A 16,193-nucleotide genomic window follows, 5' to 3' on the forward strand; every position below is an offset into this window, starting at 1 on the left:
CGATGCTCACCGGGCCGGCCTCTCCCGCGCGGAGGGGCCGGCCCGGTCGTTCCGTCTGCGGTTGGCCAGATGCGCCCGGCGACGCGCGCGGATAGCCCGTGTCGGCGGGGCGCGGTGCAGCTCACGCCGGGCCGGCGGGGCGATGGCCGACTCGCCGGCGCCGGCCGCCCGGCGCACGATCCGGTTGGCGTCGTCCGGGTCGTAGCCACAGGCCCGGAGCAGGTCGCTCGACGCGGTACGCAGGCCGGTGACGATCGCGTCGCCGAACGACCGGACTCCACTCGCGGCGGCCTGGCCGGCCAACTCGGCGCACTCCTCGACCAGCTTCCGGGTCCGCCGTGGATCGCCGCCGGTACGGCACTCCGCCCGCATCTTCGTCACCGCCTGTCCCAACCGCCCGATGGCGTTCGGCAGCTCCGGCGGGATCGGCTCGTCGTACTGCAGAGCGGTCGTCGACCAGCGGGCGAGGGCATGGCTGTCCAGCAGTAACCGTTCGAGGTGCTCCGAGCTGCGCGCGTACCTGTGGAACTGCTGGCGGCGGTGCCAACGGGCCGGCGCGATCGTCACCACCTCCTCCGCGCCGCTCAGCGCGTCGTGCAATCGACTCAGATCCCCCTCGGTGCCGCGCAGCGTTTCCAGGACGTGTCTCGTCCCATCGCTGTCGCGCTGCCGGAGCACCTGCCCCAGCTTCTCGAGTTGTTCTGCGAGGACCGTGAAGATCGGCGCCGCCGCCCGGTCCAGCACCCGCATGGGGTTGACCGGCAGCAACAGCGCGACCACCACCAGACCGACCACCCCACCGACGAGCGCGTCGAAGATCCGGGGCACCTCCAGGCCCCGGTCCATCGGAGCGAGCGTGGCGATCAGTACGGCGGTACCGCCGGCCTGACCGACCAGCGGGCCGCCCTTCCCGGCCACCAGCAGGGCGGTGGCGATGGCCAGGCCGACGACCACCCCGGTCTGCCACGGTCCCGAACCGAGGAAGAAGCGCAGCGTGTCGCCGATGACGATGCCCAGTCCGACGCCGAACAGCAGCTCGAAAGTGCGTCGGGCCCGCTGCCCGATGGCGGTGGCGATCGTACCGACGGCGGCGGCCGGAGCGAAGACGTGCGAACCCGGGCCGAGGAAGTGCTTGGCGATCAGGGCCGCGAGCGCCGCCGCCAGCCCGGCCTGGGCGGCGATCACCACAGTGACCTCCCACTGCCGGGCACGGACCCGGCCCGCCTGGCCGCTGCGGTGCCGCACCCGTTCGACCGCCCGGCCGCTGCGCTCGGCGGCCTCGTCGAGCCGCGACTGGTCGCGGTCGGCGGCTGGACGGTCGTCGGTCATGGCGGCGGTTACCCCCGGGAAGCGCGGTCAATCGTGCCGTCGTGCCCCGCGCTTCCCAGCGGCCCCGGCGGCACCAGCCGTCACCGGGGGGCGGATTCATCGGCGATCGTAGGTTTGCTCGATCGCTGGGGGGTACCAGGGGCCGCACACCCACCGATCCGCAACCGGTAAGGGGCCCAGATGAGCAGTCCACACAGCACCGGGGAGCAGGATGTCGTCGACCTCCTCGTCGCCGACCACCGTGCGGTCGAGACCCTCTTCGTCGAGCTGGAAACACGACAGGGTACGCCCGAGTACCGCCGTCAGCTCGCCGACGTGGTGATCGCCGAACTGGTCCGGCACGCCGTGGCCGAGGAGGCGTACGTCTACCCGACGGCCCGCAAGGCGCTGCCCGACGGCGACCAGATCGCCGACCACGAGATCACCGAGCACGCCGACGCCGAGCGCACGATGAAGGACCTGGAGTCGGTCGACCCGTCCGACCCTCGCTTCGACGAGTTGCTGGCCCAGCTGACCAGCACCATCCGTCACCACGTGCAGGACGAGGAGAAGGACCTCTTCCCCCGGCTGCGCGCCGCCACCGCCCGGGAGGAGATGGTCGAGCTGGCCGGCAAGGTGACGGCGTTCAAGAAGATCGCGCCGACCCGCCCGCACCCGAGCGCACCGGACCACCCACCGGCGAACAAGCTGCTCGCCCCCGGCACGGGGATGATCGACCGGATGCGTGACGCGCTGAGTGACCGGCCGACCTCGATGGACGAGCTACGCGAGCAGCAGCAGCGCTGATCGCCGTACGCTCCGCACACGACAGTCCCGGGCCGCCGAACGCTCGGCGGCCCGGGACACGTCCACTACGTCAGCGGACCTGATCACCCTCGCCGGTACGCGCCTGGGCCTGGTCGACGCCCTTGTCGATCTGGTCGCCGTACTTGCCGCCGGTGCGCTTGTCGGCCATGTCGCCGGCCTTCTCCATGCCCTGATCGACCTGCTTGTCGTGCTTGTCCGCGAAATCCTTGGCCTTGTCCATGAAGTCACCCACGGCGCTCCTCCTCCTCGGGTAGTTCCTCCCGGGTTCCCTCGTCCCGAGAGCGCAAACGCCTTCCGTTCGGGCGTACTCCGCGAAGGCCTGACCAGCGCTCCCCCGACCGGCGTACGATCCGCGCGGACGACCGGGTGTCGGCGCACGGCCGGCCGGGTACCGACCTCGCCGAGATCGAGGAGGGCCGACATGACGGCAGACCAACCCGGGGCGGACGTCGCGCCGACAACCGGCGGAACGCAGGAGACCGGTACCACGGCGGCGACGGCCGGGGGCACCGCGGCACCCGGAGACGCCGGGGCGCGGCACGCGTGGGCGGGGCTGCCCTGGCTGGTACGGACCGCGGTGCTCTGGAGCGCCTGCCTGGTGGTGATCGTCGCCGGGCTCTACCTGCTGGGCCGGATCGCCGTCCTGCTGGCCCCGCTCGCCATCGCCCTGGCCGCCACCATCTTCCTCACCGCGCTGTTGGACCCGGTGCTGCTCCGGCTGCGTCGCCTGCGCCTCCCAGCGGCGCTGGCCGCGCTGCTCACCGTCCTGCTGCTGCTCGGCATCCTCGTGGGCGTCGGAGCGCTGGTGTGGAACCTGACCGCCAGCCAGTTCGACCAGCTCAGTCAGCAACTGACCCAGGGGCTCGACCGGAGCCGCGACTTCGTCACGTCCACCCTGCCGGTCAGCGAGGCCCAACTCGACAAGCTGATCGACCAGGCCCGGGAGGGGCTCAGCGGCAGCTCGCCGGACCCGGTGTCCGGCGCCCGGACGGCCAGCGAGGTCGTCGGTTCCGCGCTGCTCGCCCTGGTGCTGCTCTTCTTCCTGCTGAAGGACGGCCGGTCGATGTGGCACTGGACGCTGTCCCGGATGGCCGGCCCGAACCGACCCCTGGTGGCCGAGGCCGGCCGGAACGGCTGGCAGACCCTCGGCGCGTACAGCCGGGGGACCATGATCATCGCGGCCATCGACGCGATCGGCATCGGCCTGGCCCTGGTCGTGCTACGGGTACCGCTGGCCCTGCCCCTGGCGCTGATCACGTTCCTCGGCGGCTTCGTGCCGATCATCGGGGCGACGGTCGCGGGCGCGGTCGCGGTTCTGGTGGCCCTGGCGGCCAACGGGCCGACGACCGCTCTGCTCACCCTCGCCGCCGTGGTCGCGGTGCAGCAGATCGAGGGCAACCTGCTGGAGCCGCTGGTCATGAAGCGCCAGGTCCGCCTGCACCCCGCCGTGATCCTGGTGGCGGTCACCGCCGGCACCCTCATCGCGGGCATCGCCGGCGCCTTCGTCAGCGTTCCGATCACCGCCGTCCTGTGGCGCGTCGTCGACACCGTCCAACGCCGCCGGTCCACCTCACACCTGCCGGCGGCGGGGTAGAGCCGACGCCGGGCCAGGGCCCTCACCCGCGGCGGGGCGCGGTTGTCGTCCGGGTCAGATGGGTGGTGAACCAGGTGCCGGCGTGCTCGGCGACCTGGTCGAGCGTGCCGGGCTCCTCGAAGAGGTGGGTGGCGCCCGGCACCACCCACAGCTCGCCCACGTCCCCCAGTTCGGCGAGCGCCCGCTCGTTGAGCGCGAGCACCTCCTCGTCCAGGCCGCCGACCAGCAGCAGGGTGGGAGACCGCACCTGACCCAGCGCGGTGCCCGCCAGGTCGGCCCGGCCGCCCCGGGAGACCACCGCGCCCACCCGGTCGGCGCGGGACGCCGCCGCCACCAGCGCGGCGGCGGCACCCGTGCTCGCACCGAAGAGACCGATCGGTACGTCACCCGCCGGACGCTCGGCCACCAACCAGTCGACGATCCCGGCCAGCCGGCTGGCCAACATCCCGATGTCGAACCGGAGTTCGGCCGTCCGCGTGTCCACCTCCTCCTCGTCCGGAGTGAGCAGGTCGACCAGGACGCACGCGAGGCCACGGGAGTTCAGCGCCCGCGCCACCGCGACGTTGCGCGGACTGTGCCGGGAGCTACCGCTGCCGTGCGCGAACAGCACCACGCCCACCGGTTGGGCGGGTAGCAGCAGATCGGCGGGGAGCTGGGCGTCCCGAACCGGAATGATCACCGTGTCGTGCTGCTCGTCCATGCCGCACCTCCGTGCTCGCCTACGGTCGGGTTACCCCGCCCGACGCGTCGCACGCGCCCGGTGCAGGCGGCCGGTGCAGGCGCCGGTGCAGGCGACCGGTGCAGGCGACCGGAGCGCGGCGTTTGCCGGGTGGGTCGCCGGGTACGCGACGAGGAGACCGCAGACCGTGTAGGCGCAGCCGCGCCCCGACGGATCGCGAGGATCATGATGGCCAAGCAGCAGATCTCCCGGCAGCAGCAGATGACCGAACGCGCCCAGCGTGAACAGGACGCCGCGCGCAACCAGGACGTCAGTGACCAGGACTTCGGTGACCAGGCAGCCTCGGCCCGCCTCCCCGACGATCCCAAGGCGGCTGCGCCGCGGGACGCGATCGGACGCCCCTCGACCGGCGAGCCGGTCTGACGTACGCGCGCGACGGCCGGGGCGGGAACACTCCCGCCCCGGCCGTCACTGCTGCTTGGCCTCGGGGAGCCGGAGCAGGGGCGAGCGCCCCGGCGGCTGCTCCGGCGGCGGCCCCGAGGGCTCGGCCGGCGGCACCGGCACCGTCACCGGTTCGTCGCAGGTGACCCGCACCATCTGGTCGTGGTGGCGCAACTCGACGACGTCGTCCGGGCCACCGTGGCGCAGCGCGTACGTCGTCTGGTGCGGGCGGACGTCGACCCGCAGCGCCAGACCCCGCCACTGAAGGGAGAACTCCAGGCGGCTCAGCCGGCTGGAGAGCCGGGGCGCGAACGACAGCTCGCCGTCGTGGTCACGCAGCCCGCCCAGCCCGCTGACCAAAGCGAGCCACGCGCCGGCCAGCGAGGCCATGTGCACGCCGTCGCGGGTGTTCTCGTTGAGGTCGTGCAGGTCCATCAGCGCGGCCTCGCGGAGATAGATGTGCGCCAGGTCGGGATGGCCGACCTCGGCGGCGAGCACCGACTGGGTGCAGGCCGACAGCGACGAGTCGCGCACCGTCCGACGCTCGTAGTAGAGGAAGTTGCGAACCTTCTGCTCGGGGGTGAACGCGTCCCCCCGCCAGTGCATCGCCAGGACCAGGTCGGCCTGCTTGACGACCTGTTTGCGGTACAGGTCGAAGTACGGATAGTGCAGCAGCAGCGGGTACTTCTCGGCGGGCGTGTGCGCGAAGTCCCACTCCTGCAACCGGGTGAACCCCTCCACCTGCTGGTGCACGTCCAGCTCGTCGTCGTACGGCACGTGCATCGACGTGGCGGCGTCCCGCCAGCTCGCCGCCTCCTCGTCGGTGACGCCGAGGTGGAACGCGTCGTCCCGGTAGCGCATGACGACGTCAGCGGCGGTGAGCAGGTTCCGCTGGGCCATCAGGTTGGTGTAGATGTTGTCGTTCTTCACCGCCGTGTACTCGTCCGGACCGGTCACCCCGTCGATGTGGAACCGGCCGTGCCGGTCGTGGTGCCCGATCGAGCGCCACAGCCGGGCGGTCTCCACCAGCAGCTCCAGCCCGATCTCCCGCTCGGTGGCGGTGTCCCCGGTGACCAGCACGTACCGTCGGACCGCGTCGGCGATGTCGGCGGCGATGTGGAACGCCGCCGTACCCGCCGGCCAGTACCCGGACGACTCCGGCCCCTCGATGGTCCGCCAGGGGAAGGCGGCGCCCTTGAAGTTGAGCGTCGCCGCCCGTTCCCGGGCCTGTTCCAGCGTGCTGTGCCGCCACTGCAGGGCGCTGCGCACCGCGCTGGGCTGGGTGTACGTGAGGACCGGCAGGACGAACATCTCGGTGTCCCAGAAGGCGTGCCCGTCGTAGCCGGGGCCGGTCAGCCCCTTCGCCGAGATCGGCCGCTGCTCGGCACGGGCCCCCGCCTGGAGCACGTGGAACAGCCCGAAGCGGACGGCCTGCTGGATCTCCGGATCACCCTCGACCAGCACGTCGGCCGCGTCCCAGAACTCGTCCAGGTAGGCGCGCTGCTCGCGGTGCAACCCGTCCCAACCGTCCAACCGGGCGCCGGCCAGCGCCGCGCCGACCTGGTCGCGCAGCGCGGGCAACGAACGTCGACTCGACCAGCCGTACGTCAGATACTTGACCACCCGCAGCTTCTCGCCGGGCTTGAGCACGCAGCCGATGGTGGTGCGCACCCAGTCCTCGTACCCCTCGGACTCGATGGTGGTGTGGTCCGGGCCGTGCACCTCGTGCTCCATGGCGGCGGCGACGCGCAGCCCGGACACCTTCGTGCGGTGGATGAGCTGGCCGCCGTCCGGGGTGGTCAGCTCCTCCTCGGCCAGCAACGGCGATTCCAGCACGGCCGCGACCCGGGGGTCCTTGCTCTGCGCGGGCAGCGACTCGTTGGCCACCAGCTCGGACTGCACGATCAAGCGCAGCGGGCCGTCGACGGCCTCCACCTCGTAGCTGATCGCGGCGACCGACCGCTGGGTGAACGACACGAGCCGGGTGCTGCGGACCTTGACCTCGCGGCCGGCCGGGGAGCGCCAGTGCAGCTCCCGGTGCAGGGTGCCGGCCCGCAGGTCGAGGATCCGCTCGTGGGACAGCAGCTCGCCGTAGCGCACGTCGAGCGGTTCGTCGTCGACGAGCAGGCGGATCAGCTTGCCGTTGGTGACGTTGACGATGGTCTGCCCCGACTCGGGGAAACCGTAGCCGGCCTCCGCGTACGGCAGCGGACGTAGCTCGTAGAACGAGTTGAGGTAGGTGCCGGGCAGCCCGTGCGGCTCGCCCTCGTCGAGGTTGCCGCGCAGACCGACGTGCCCGTTGGAGAGCGCGAAGACCGATTCCGACTGGGCCAGCACGTCCATGTCCAGGCGGGTCTCCCGGATGTGCCAGGGCTCGACGGGATAGGCCCGTTCCCGGATCACGTGCGGTCCCGTTCGCCGGCGGGGCGGGGTGCCGGCGGGGCGGCGTCGCCCGCGTCGAGCAGGTCCGCGAGGTCCTTGACCACCACGTCCGCGCCGTGCGCGAGCAGTTCGTCGGCCTGTCCCACCCGGTCGACGCCGATCACGTACCCGAATCCGCCCGCCCGGCCGGCGGCCACCCCGGAGAGCGCGTCCTCGAAGACGGCGGCCTGCGCCGGATCGACGCCCAGGACCTTGGCGCCGGCCAGGAAGGTGTCGGGGTGGGGTTTGCCGCGCAGCTTCTGTTCCCGGGCCACGAGCCCGTCGATTCGGGCCTCCAGCAGGTCCGCCAGGCCGGCGGCGGCGACCACCTCGCGCCCGTTGGCGCTCGCGGTGACCACCGCTCGGCGCAGCCCGGCGTCGGTCGCCGCGCGCAGATAGCGCACCGAGCCCGGATAGACCTCGACGCCGGAGGTGCGCAGACGATCCAGCAGCAGGACGTTCTTGCGGTTGCCGATGCCGTTGACCGTGTCGGCGTCCGGCGGATCGTCCGGGCTGCCCTCGGCAAGCACGATTCCCCGGGACGCGAGGAACGACCGGACGCCGTCGGCACGCGGTCGGCCGTCGACGTAGCGGTTGTAGTCGGGGCCAGGGTCGAACGGTTGGAAGGGCTGCCCGGTCGCTGCGGCGCGCTTACGCAGGAACTCGTCGAACGTCTCGGTCCAGGCGGCGTTGTGCACCCGGGCGGTCTGCGTCAGCACACCGTCCAGATCGAAGAGACAGGCGGTCACATGAGCAGGTAGGCCCAGCACGGTACGAATCTAACCACCCGGCTGGGTGCGCAAACCCGTTTTGAGCCGCCGCCGGGCCGCTCAGTTCGGCCGCAGGGTCCAGATCACCGTCATGGTCGACGTGGGCGTGCCGTCCTCGGTGGCGATCTCCACCTCGATGTCGAACTCGGGCCGCTGACCGACCTCCAGCTCCGCGACCACCTCCGACGCCGGACGCCCCAGCCGCGCGGTCGCCAGCACCGACCCCAGGGCCAGCTTGCGGTAGGCGATCTCGGCTCGGACGGCGAGCGGCACGGCCCGGTCGAGGAGCTGCCCGAAGGCGGCCAGCACGACCGCGCCGGAGGCCGTCTCGCCGAGCGTGAACATCGCCCCGGCGTGCGGGCCGCCGACGTGGTTGTGGGTGGCCGGCGTGTCGGGGAGCCGGACGACGGCCCGCACCCCGCCGTCCGCCTCGGGCGCCACCTCGACGAATTCGATGCCGAGCGTGCGGGCGAACGGCACCGATTGCAGGATGCCGGCCGCCACCTGGCGGGAGTCGATGGTCATGACCCGACGCTACTTCTCGGTAACCAGGGCGGCAACCAGGGTTTTCCCCGACTACGACAACCGTCAGAGGTTGGCGATCGTGCGCAGGATCTCGGCGTAGAAGTTGCCGTCGATGCTCCGGAAGAGGGAGAAATCCTGACCCGGATCGCCAAAGAACGGGCGCAGCGTCCACGCCAACTGGGTGCCCACGAAGCCGAAGAGCAGGATCCAGATGTAGAGCAGCGTCATGCTGGCCGGGCGCTGTGTGGGCTCGCCCCGCCGCACCGGCGGGTTGCCCCAGTGGCGCTGCTGCGCCGGGTAACCCGGCGGCACCATGCCGGGCGGGAACGCGGTGCCGGGCTGCCCACCCCACTGCGTCGGAACAGCCGCCGGGGCCGGCGTGGTGGTCGTGGCGCTCGCGCCCTCGGGCGCGGCACCGTTCGCCGCCGACGCGACGGCCGCGCCGGCCGGAACCGCTACCGGCTCGGCGGCGCCCGGCGTGCCGCCCACCGGCACCGCGACCGGAGCGTCGACCTGGGCCGGAGCATTGGCCGCCGCCGGGACGCTGACCTGAGCCGGAACGGTGGCCGTGGTCGTCGCCGGGGCGAGCAGGCCGTGGTCGTTGAGCACCTGCATGCCACCGGTCAGGAAGCGCAGCCCGACCAGCGCCGACAGCGTCAGGATCGCGACGTTGAGCAGCTTGAAGAAGCCGTAGTCGGGCGCGGTGATCAGGAAGAAGAGGCTGATCGGCGCGAACGCCACCGCGAGCATCGAGGTGACGGTGATCGCCACCATCACCAGCGCCAACGACTGACGCACCGAGAGCCGGGCGCCGAACACCAGGTTGAACAGGTACAGCGTGGGCAGGCAGATGGCCAGCGTCACCAGGAACAGCAGGGGCAGCTTCAGCGCGGACGTCAGGGCCATCAGCGGGCTGTGGAACGCGCCGAGCACCGCCCCGTAACAGGCGAGGGCGATGGCGGAGCTGGCCAGCATCCGCCCGGTCAGCGCGTTGAGGTCGCCCTCGGCCACGATCTGCTGCCAGATGCCCTGGCGGTCCCGCAGGATGCGCTCGATGACGAGCGGACTGGGACGGTCACCCGACACGGGCGCACCCCTCTCGGTCAGGCACGAAATGGACTAGGTGGGCAGACGGTAGGGCACCGGACAGGCGGGCCGCCACCCCGCTCCGGCGTGGCGTCACCGCCACCCCACGTCGATACGCGCACCGCGCTCGTCGAAGAAGTGCAGCGCGTCCATCCGGACCGACACGGCGAGCGGATGCCCGGCCGTGACGGCCGGGTACGGCGCGAGTCGCACCGCCAGCTCCGCCGGGCGGCGGTGGTGCCGACCCGGGTCGGGCAGGACGCTGGTCGTCCGCGACGCTCCGCTCGGCTCCTCCTCGGACTCCACCGGCTTGCCGGTGAGCCGCTGCATCACCGCGCCGAACCGGCGCAGGCCACGCTGGCCCACCGGCGGCGGGTCGAGCGGCGCGCCCATCTCGTCCACCATGATCGCGGTCGCCCCGATGTCGAGGAACGCCAGCGACTCGTGCCCGTGGTGCTCCAGGTAACGGATCCGGCCGCGCAGCACATCACCGGGGCTGTCCGGGGCGACCGGGGTGAGCGCCTCGGCCCGCATGCCGACCACGATCCGCTCGCCGTGGTAGTGCGCCACCGCCCGGCTGCGGATGTCGTTCCACGGCAGGTAGAGCGACTGCTCACCGAGGTTGAGCGCGATGTACCGGTCGAGGTGGACGTAGACCGACGCCTCCAGCAGGTTCATCCGGGGGCTACCCAGGAACGCCGCCACATAGAGCGTCGCCGGACGGCCGTACACCTGGGTGGGCGTGCCCACGTCCTGGAGCACACCCCGGCGCATGATGGCCACCCGATCGGCCATGGTCAGCGCCTCGGCCTGGTCGTGGGTCACGTAGACGGTGGTGACGCCCAGCTCCCGGGTCAGCCCGGAGATCTCCGCCCGCAGCTCGGCGCGCAGCCCGCTGTCCAGGTTCGACAGCGGCTCGTCCATCAGGAAGAGCCCCGGCCGCCGGACGATCGCGCGGCCCATGGCGACCCGCTGGCGCTGGCCGCCGGAGAGCTGGCCCGGCTTGCGGCCGAGCACGTCACTGATGCCGAGCGCGCTCGCCACGTCGGTTACCCGCTCGCCGCGCGGTTCCGGTTCCACCCCGGCCAGCCGCAGCGGAAAGGCGATGTTGTCGCCGACGGTCATGTGCGGGTAGAGCGCGAAATCCTGGAAGACCATGGCGATCTTGCGGTCGCGTGGCGGCAGGTCGTTCGCGAGCTCCCCGTCGAGCAGCACCGCTCCCTGCGTCGGGTCCTCCAGACCGGCGATCATGCGCAGCACTGTGGACTTGCCGCAGCCGGACGGGCCCAGCAACACCATGAACTCGCCGTCGTTCACGTCCAGATTTATGCTGTCGACGGCGAGTGTGCCGTCCTTGAAAACCTTGGTCACATCTTTGAGTGCGACGGTACTCACCGTCAGGTCCCCCACGTCTCTCGGCCGAACTCCTGATGACTGTGACCAGGATCATTGGTCCCGCACATCGGGTAAACGTCTCATGTTCGGCTTATGACGCCACCATTACACGGCGTACGGGAGTGCGCGCGGTCAGCAGCCCTGCGGCTGGTCAGGCAGCTCGCCGAGGAAAACCCGGCGCACCACCCGCTCGGCAGCCCGCCCGTCGTCCAGCCCGCAGAACCGGCTGCGGAAACGCTCGCGGGCCTTGTTCGCCGCGTCCGAGCGCACCGCGTCGGTCCGGAACAGATCGAGCAGGTCGGTGAACGTGGCGGCCACCGCGCCCGGCGGCTCCGCCGTGACGTCGAAGTAGACCCCCCGGGCCAGGCGGTACGCCTCCCAGTCCGGGGTGTAGAGCACGATGGGCCGGTCCAGCACCGCGTAGTCGAACATCGCCGAGGAGTAGTCGGTGACCAGCACGTCGGCGATCAGGTAGAGGTCCTCCACCCGCTGGTAGCCGCTGACGTCGCGGACCCGGTGGAACTCCGCCGGACGACCTGGCCGGCGATCCCGGTCGTGGAAGTAGTGGCTGCGCATCAGCAGCCGGCCCGAGTCACCCAGCGCGTCGACGAGCCGGTCCGGGTCGAACGGCGGCCGGTAACCGGGCAGGTGCTCGCGATGCGTCGGGGCGTACAGCACCACCTGCTCGTCGGGGGCGAGGCCGAACTCGGCGCGCAGCCGGCGCACCTCGTCGGGACCGGCGGCGACCAGCCGATCGTTGCGCGGATAACCCACCTCCAGCGTGGCGTACGTGGCCGGGTAGGCCCGATCCCACATCTGGGTGGAGAAGCTGTTGGAGCTGACGCTGTAGTCCCAGCGGTCCACCCGGCGCAGCAGGCCGGCGAAGTCCATCCGGCCCGCGCCGATCGGATAGCGCTGCTGGTCCAACCCCATCACCTTGACCGGCGTGCCGTGGTGGGTCTGCACGTGTACCTGCTCCGGCCGCTTACGGACGAAGTCCGGGTAGTTCACGTTGTTGACCAGCCAGCGGGCGCGGGCCAGCACGCGGTAGTAGGCCGGCGTGCCGGCGACCACGTACTCCACTCCGTCCGGCACGGCGTCCACCCGGTCGCGGCGCACGATCCACACCCCGCGCACCTCGGGGGCCAGCCGACGGGCGGCCTCGTAGATCGCCGCCGGGTTGCAGGAGTATCCCCGGAACCAGTAGGCGGCGTACACCGCGAGCGTGGGGTCCACGGGCCGGCGCAGCTCCGCCCGGTAGTACTCGCGCAGCAGGCCGTCGCGGGTGAGCCGGGCGCCGCGCCGGGCCACCGGGGCGACCCGACGCCGGGCGGTACGCGCCTGCCGGCGGGCCGTGTCCCGGGCCCGGCTGGCGGCCCGCAGGGCACTGAACGTCCGCCACCGGCCACTCGCGACCAGCCGGTGCTTCACCCCTTCGACGCCCTCCGGCACGGGGTACCCCCCGACCGGCAGCCACCGCGCGTAGTCCGCGGTGATCTGCGCGAAGAACACCGGCCGCAGCTCGGGGGCGATGCGCTGACCATTGCCGAGCACGGTGAGGTAGTGCCAGATCATCCGCTCGAAGACCGCCGGCCGTAGCGCGTCCACGGCCGGCGACCAGGCATCCATCAGGAGGAAGACCCGGTGCCACTGGGCGAAGACCTCGAAGTGCCGGTCCCCCCGGGTCTTCGTGATCGCGCCGGAGCGGCGCTGCCGGTAGTTCACGCACACCCGATCGAGGACGCCGATCCGACGCGCCCCCATCAGCACCGGGTAGCTGAACGAGACGTCCTCGTACCAACCGGCCGCGAAGCGCAGACCCAGGTTGACCAGGAACTCCCGGCGGACCAACCGGTTCCAGGCGGTGTGCAGCAGCCGCATGGCCGCCGGCCGTTCCCGCAGCGCGAACGTCTCCGGACCGGGCGACTCGGGGAACACCTCGGCCATCGCGCTGCGGGTGGCGGTGTCGTTCCAGTGTGTCCGGACGTGGTCCACCAGCAGCACGTCCGGCCGGGTCGCCCGCAGGCGGGCGGCCACCTCCGACAGGCAGTCCGGCGCCAGCCAGTCGTCCCCGTCGAGGAACCACACGTACTCGCCGACGGCCCGGTCCAACCCGATGTTGCGGGCTGGACCGAGACCGACGTTCTCCGACAGCCGGACGGCCCGGACCCGCTGGTCACGGGCCGCGTACTCGTCGATGATCTCGCCGCTGGCGTCCGGCGAGCAGTCGTCGACCGCGATCAGCTCGAGGTCGGTCTCCGACTGGCCCAGGATCGAGTCCAGGCACTCGCGCAGATAACCCTGCACCCGGAAGGCCGGCACCACGAAACTGATCAGGGTCATCCGGCCGCCCCTTTCGTCAGCGCGGCGCGACACCTCCCGCGCCCACCGGCGCGGCCGACGCCCGCGCGCCACGGGCCGGCCGGACGAACCAGGCCAGGACGACGCTCACCACGAAAACCACGAGAAGGTACGCACCGAGTGTAGCCATGCCGATACTCACGACACCGGCAATCGCCAGGAGGGCGAGCAGCACCGACCGTCCGTCCCAGCCCAGCGTGGCGGCGTGCAGCGGGGGCGCCGCCTGCCGCTTCTCCAACCGGGCGGTCAGGTCGTAGTGGTGCACGGTGAGCACGAAGACGTACCCGAAGATCAGCCATCCGGGCGCGCCACCGACCACACCGACCGCGATGGCGAACAGGTACTCGGCGGCCCGCAACGCGGCCGGCACCAGCCAGTCCAGCGGCCCGTTGTGCGCGGCCCCCGCGCCGAGGCCGCCGGCCAGCAGCACCAGCAACGCCACCGGCACCGCCCAGCGCAGCCCGTCCGGCGCGTCGCCCAGTCCGGCGGCGACCAGCAGCGCCGCCGGGCCGAGCGCGGCGATCACCGCCAGGGTCAGCGGCCCCATCGGACGGACCACCGGCAGTCGACGGGCCAACGGACCGTCGTCGCGGTGCAGGGTGGCGTCGACCGTGTCCAGCACCGGCACCCACATCCAGCGGGCCCGCAGCGTCCGCAGGGCACCGGTGTACGCGAACGCCAGTCCACCCCACACCAGCACCGCGATCAGGCTGACCAGCGGGTTGAACAGCGCCACGGTCAGCGCGATCAACGCCCACCGCTCCCCGATCGGGAAGACGACGGTCCGCTTCAGCCAGTACGACAGCGAGCCGGTGTCCGCCTGCACCCGGGTGGACGCGGCGTTCAGCCGGTCACCGATCCCGCCGCTGGCGCCCGTCGTCGTCCGCGGTCGGCGGGCCGCCTCGTCGTGCAGCGCCCCGTACCAGGTGTCGGTCATGTGTCGGACGGTCTGCAACGTCATCGCGGCGATGGCGAGGGCCCAGCCGTTGCCCAGCCCGGCGTGGCTCACGCCGAAGCCCAGCCCGGCGTAGACCAGGTACTCCTTGGCCCGGTCGGCCATCGTGTCCAGCCAGCCGCCCCAGGCGCTGAAGTGCCGGGTGTAGCGGGCCAACTGGCCGTCCACGCAGTCCAACACGAAGCCCAGGTAGAGCAGCACCGCGCCGCTGACGAGCGCGAGCCGCCCACCGACCCCGAACAGCACCGCGGCACCCAGCGCGAAGAGCACCGAGATCACCGTCACCCCGGTCGGGGTAAGGCGCAGCCGGGCCGCCAACCGCACCACGTACGGCGACCAGGTGCTGACGAAGTACGTCGAGAAGAAGTCGTCCCGCTCCTTCACCGACAGCCGCAGCTCGGCCCGGTCCTCGTCGACCGACGTCACCGCCGCCTCGGCGGCGACCAGGGCGGCACCGTCCTCGACCCGGTGCGCCACGAGCAGACGTACCCGCTGGGCGAAGATCAGGGTGCCGAGGGCCGCGAGACCCGCGACGAGCCGGTCCACGGCGGACCCGGGGTCCTCGTGGCCGGCGCCCCCGGTCGCCGGCAGCGGCGACACGTCGCCCGCCGGGCCGACCGGGGCGGCGACCGGCCGCGCGCCGACGGCGGCGGCCCGGGCGGCGGCGGCGAGGGTCGGCAGGTCGTCCACGCCGACCCGGAGCGCGCCACCGAACACGCCGGTCGCGTCGCCGTCGAGTTCGCCCAGCGGGCCCGCGTCGACCACCTGGCCGCGCTCCTCGCGCACGGCCGTCCGGCCCGGGACCGGCGGGTCACCCAGCACCAGAGCCACGGTCGGTCCCACCGGGCTGGTGGCGAGGTGCCGCAGCACGGCGGTGTGCGCCACCAGGTCGGTGCCGGTGACCAGCAGCGGACCGGTGGCGGTGTCGGCCAGCGCGGCCAGCTCGTCCAGGGTGGCGGCGAAGCGCACCTCGGCCGCACCGGCCCGGCGCAGCTGGTCGGCGAGCCGGTCGGCCAGCGGCTCGCCGCTGGAGGTGGTGAGGCCCGCCGCGGAACTCCCGGCGGCGAGCACGATCGCGAGCGTCACCGCGGGACCGCGGCGTGGTACGCGTCGAGCGCCTCGGCGATCGTGCCGTCGAGCGTCAACCGGCCCGCGTCGAGGTACAACCCCCGACGGCAGAACCGGGTCAGGTCCTTTTCGTTGTGTGACACCAGCACGAGCGTGCGCCCCTCCCCGAGCAGACGGTCAATCGTCGCGTAACACTTCTTGCGGAACTCCGCGTCCCCGACCGCGGTCACCTCGTCCATCAGCAGGATCGGGTGCGGCAGGTGCGAGATGATCGCGAAGCCCAGCCGCACCTTCATCCCCGACGAGTAGTGCCGGACCGACGTGTCGATGGCCCGTTCCACCTGCTCGCCGGCGAACTCGACGATCTCGTCGAAGTGCCGCTTCAGGTAGCTCGTCGACAGTCCGTGCAGCCCACCGACCAGGTGCAGGTTCTCCCGGCCGGTCAGATCGTTAGAGAAACCGGCGGACAACTCCAGCAGCGGCGCCACCGCGCCGTGCACCCGGATGTCGCCCTCGTCCGGAATGAGCACCCCGGCGATCAGCCGCAGCAGCGTGCTCTTGCCGGTGCCGTTGCGGCCGATCACGCCGACGGTCTCGCCCGGCTCGACGGTGAACGACACGTCGCGCAACGGCCAGAACTGGCCGGGCAGGGCACCGCGCCCACCCCGATGGATGAACAGCTCCCGCAGCCGCAGCTGGCGGCGACGGTTGCGGACGAACCGGATGCCCAGACCGTCCGCCTCGATGATCGGCGCGGCCACG

Annotated in this window: 14 protein-coding genes; 3 read left to right on the plus strand and 11 right to left on the minus strand. The window is 72.2% G+C overall.

Translation table 11 applies throughout. The annotated features are described in order from the left end of the window. Positions 1-6: 6 nt before the first annotated feature. Positions 7-1,329 carry an FUSC family protein gene (locus ACIBTX_RS02090; RefSeq protein ID WP_357123989.1) on the minus strand — a complete coding sequence of 441 codons (1,323 nt, stop codon included), beginning with the start codon at positions 1,327-1,329 and terminating at the stop codon, positions 7-9. Positions 1,330-1,509: 180 nt separating this feature from the next. Here ACIBTX_RS02090 and ACIBTX_RS02095 point away from each other — a divergent pair, with 180 nt between their 5' ends. Beyond that, complete coding sequence (locus ACIBTX_RS02095; protein ID WP_357123986.1) at positions 1,510-2,115, plus strand: hemerythrin domain-containing protein; 606 nt, start codon at positions 1,510-1,512, stop codon at positions 2,113-2,115. A gap of 70 nt (positions 2,116-2,185) precedes the next feature. On the opposite strand, the gene ACIBTX_RS02100 is transcribed toward ACIBTX_RS02095, so the two are convergent. Further along, complete coding sequence (locus ACIBTX_RS02100) at positions 2,186-2,356, minus strand: antitoxin (protein WP_396832127.1); 171 nt, start codon at positions 2,354-2,356, stop codon at positions 2,186-2,188. A gap of 201 nt (positions 2,357-2,557) precedes the next feature. Here ACIBTX_RS02100 and ACIBTX_RS02105 point away from each other — a divergent pair, with 201 nt between their 5' ends. Further along, a complete protein-coding gene (locus ACIBTX_RS02105) occupies positions 2,558-3,730 on the plus strand; it encodes an AI-2E family transporter (RefSeq protein ID WP_357123980.1) in 1,173 nt (390 codons plus the stop codon). 22 nt (positions 3,731-3,752) lie between these two features. Here ACIBTX_RS02105 and ACIBTX_RS02110 read toward each other — a convergent pair whose 3' ends face one another. Then, complete coding sequence (locus tag ACIBTX_RS02110; RefSeq protein ID WP_357393091.1) at positions 3,753-4,430, minus strand: alpha/beta fold hydrolase; 678 nt, start codon at positions 4,428-4,430, stop codon at positions 3,753-3,755. Between the two features lie 207 nt (positions 4,431-4,637). On the opposite strand from ACIBTX_RS02110, the gene ACIBTX_RS02115 reads away from it, so the two are divergent. Continuing rightward, positions 4,638-4,832, plus strand: a complete 195-nt coding sequence (locus tag ACIBTX_RS02115; protein WP_357123974.1) for a hypothetical protein — start codon at positions 4,638-4,640, stop codon at positions 4,830-4,832. A gap of 45 nt (positions 4,833-4,877) precedes the next feature. Here the strand turns inward: ACIBTX_RS02115 and ACIBTX_RS02120 are convergent, their stop codons facing one another. The 8 genes from ACIBTX_RS02120 to ACIBTX_RS02155 form a co-directional block, all read right to left on the minus strand. Further along, positions 4,878-7,253, minus strand: coding sequence for a glycoside hydrolase family 65 protein (locus ACIBTX_RS02120; protein WP_357123971.1), 2,376 nt, complete (start codon positions 7,251-7,253; stop codon positions 4,878-4,880). Next, a complete protein-coding gene (locus ACIBTX_RS02125; RefSeq protein WP_396831923.1) occupies positions 7,250-8,041 on the minus strand; it encodes an HAD family hydrolase in 792 nt (263 codons plus the stop codon). The genes ACIBTX_RS02120 and ACIBTX_RS02125 overlap by 4 nt, the downstream gene beginning before the upstream one ends. Positions 8,042-8,101: 60 nt before the next feature. After that, positions 8,102-8,566 (minus strand): DUF4442 domain-containing protein, encoded by a 465-nt coding sequence (locus ACIBTX_RS02130; protein WP_396831924.1) that lies wholly within the window; start codon positions 8,564-8,566, stop codon positions 8,102-8,104. 63 nt (positions 8,567-8,629) lie between these two features. After that, entirely contained in the window at positions 8,630-9,652 is a 1,023-nt protein-coding gene (locus tag ACIBTX_RS02135) for a hypothetical protein (RefSeq protein WP_357123962.1), read from the minus strand. Positions 9,653-9,745: 93 nt separating this feature from the next. Beyond that, positions 9,746-11,047: an ABC transporter ATP-binding protein gene (locus ACIBTX_RS02140; RefSeq protein ID WP_357123960.1), complete on the minus strand. Its 1,302-nt coding sequence runs from the start codon at positions 11,045-11,047 to the stop codon at positions 9,746-9,748. Between the two features lie 132 nt (positions 11,048-11,179). After that, complete coding sequence (locus tag ACIBTX_RS02145) at positions 11,180-13,390, minus strand: CDP-glycerol glycerophosphotransferase family protein (protein ID WP_396831925.1); 2,211 nt, start codon at positions 13,388-13,390, stop codon at positions 11,180-11,182. A 16-nt stretch (positions 13,391-13,406) separates the two neighbouring features. Further along, positions 13,407-15,449: a DUF5941 domain-containing protein gene (locus tag ACIBTX_RS02150; protein WP_396831926.1), complete on the minus strand. Its 2,043-nt coding sequence runs from the start codon at positions 15,447-15,449 to the stop codon at positions 13,407-13,409. After that, positions 15,446-16,192 carry an ABC transporter ATP-binding protein gene (locus ACIBTX_RS02155; protein WP_355235253.1) on the minus strand — a complete coding sequence of 249 codons (747 nt, stop codon included), beginning with the start codon at positions 16,190-16,192 and terminating at the stop codon, positions 15,446-15,448. The genes ACIBTX_RS02150 and ACIBTX_RS02155 overlap by 4 nt, the downstream gene beginning before the upstream one ends. Position 16,193 lies beyond the last annotated feature (1 nt).

It is taken from the genome of Micromonospora sp. NPDC049359 (assembly GCF_044466585.1).
Classification (GTDB): domain Bacteria; phylum Actinomycetota; class Actinomycetes; order Mycobacteriales; family Micromonosporaceae; genus Micromonospora.

Coding starts and splice junctions, on each gene's coding strand:
- ACIBTX_RS02090 (WP_357123989.1), bottom strand. CDS start 1,329: ATGACCGACGACCGTCCAGCCGCCGACCGCGACCAGTCGCGGCTCGAC.
- ACIBTX_RS02100 (WP_396832127.1), bottom strand. CDS start 2,356: ATGGACAAGGCCAAGGATTTCGCGGACAAGCACGACAAGCAGGTCGAT.
- ACIBTX_RS02095 (WP_357123986.1), top strand. CDS start 1,510: ATGAGCAGTCCACACAGCACCGGGGAGCAGGATGTCGTCGACCTCCTC.
- ACIBTX_RS02105 (WP_357123980.1), top strand. CDS start 2,558: ATGACGGCAGACCAACCCGGGGCGGACGTCGCGCCGACAACCGGCGGA.
- ACIBTX_RS02115 (WP_357123974.1), top strand. CDS start 4,638: ATGGCCAAGCAGCAGATCTCCCGGCAGCAGCAGATGACCGAACGCGCC.
- ACIBTX_RS02145 (WP_396831925.1), bottom strand. CDS start 13,390: ATGACCCTGATCAGTTTCGTGGTGCCGGCCTTCCGGGTGCAGGGTTAT.
- ACIBTX_RS02110 (WP_357393091.1), bottom strand. CDS start 4,430: ATGGACGAGCAGCACGACACGGTGATCATTCCGGTTCGGGACGCCCAG.
- ACIBTX_RS02130 (WP_396831924.1), bottom strand. CDS start 8,566: ATGACCATCGACTCCCGCCAGGTGGCGGCCGGCATCCTGCAATCGGTG.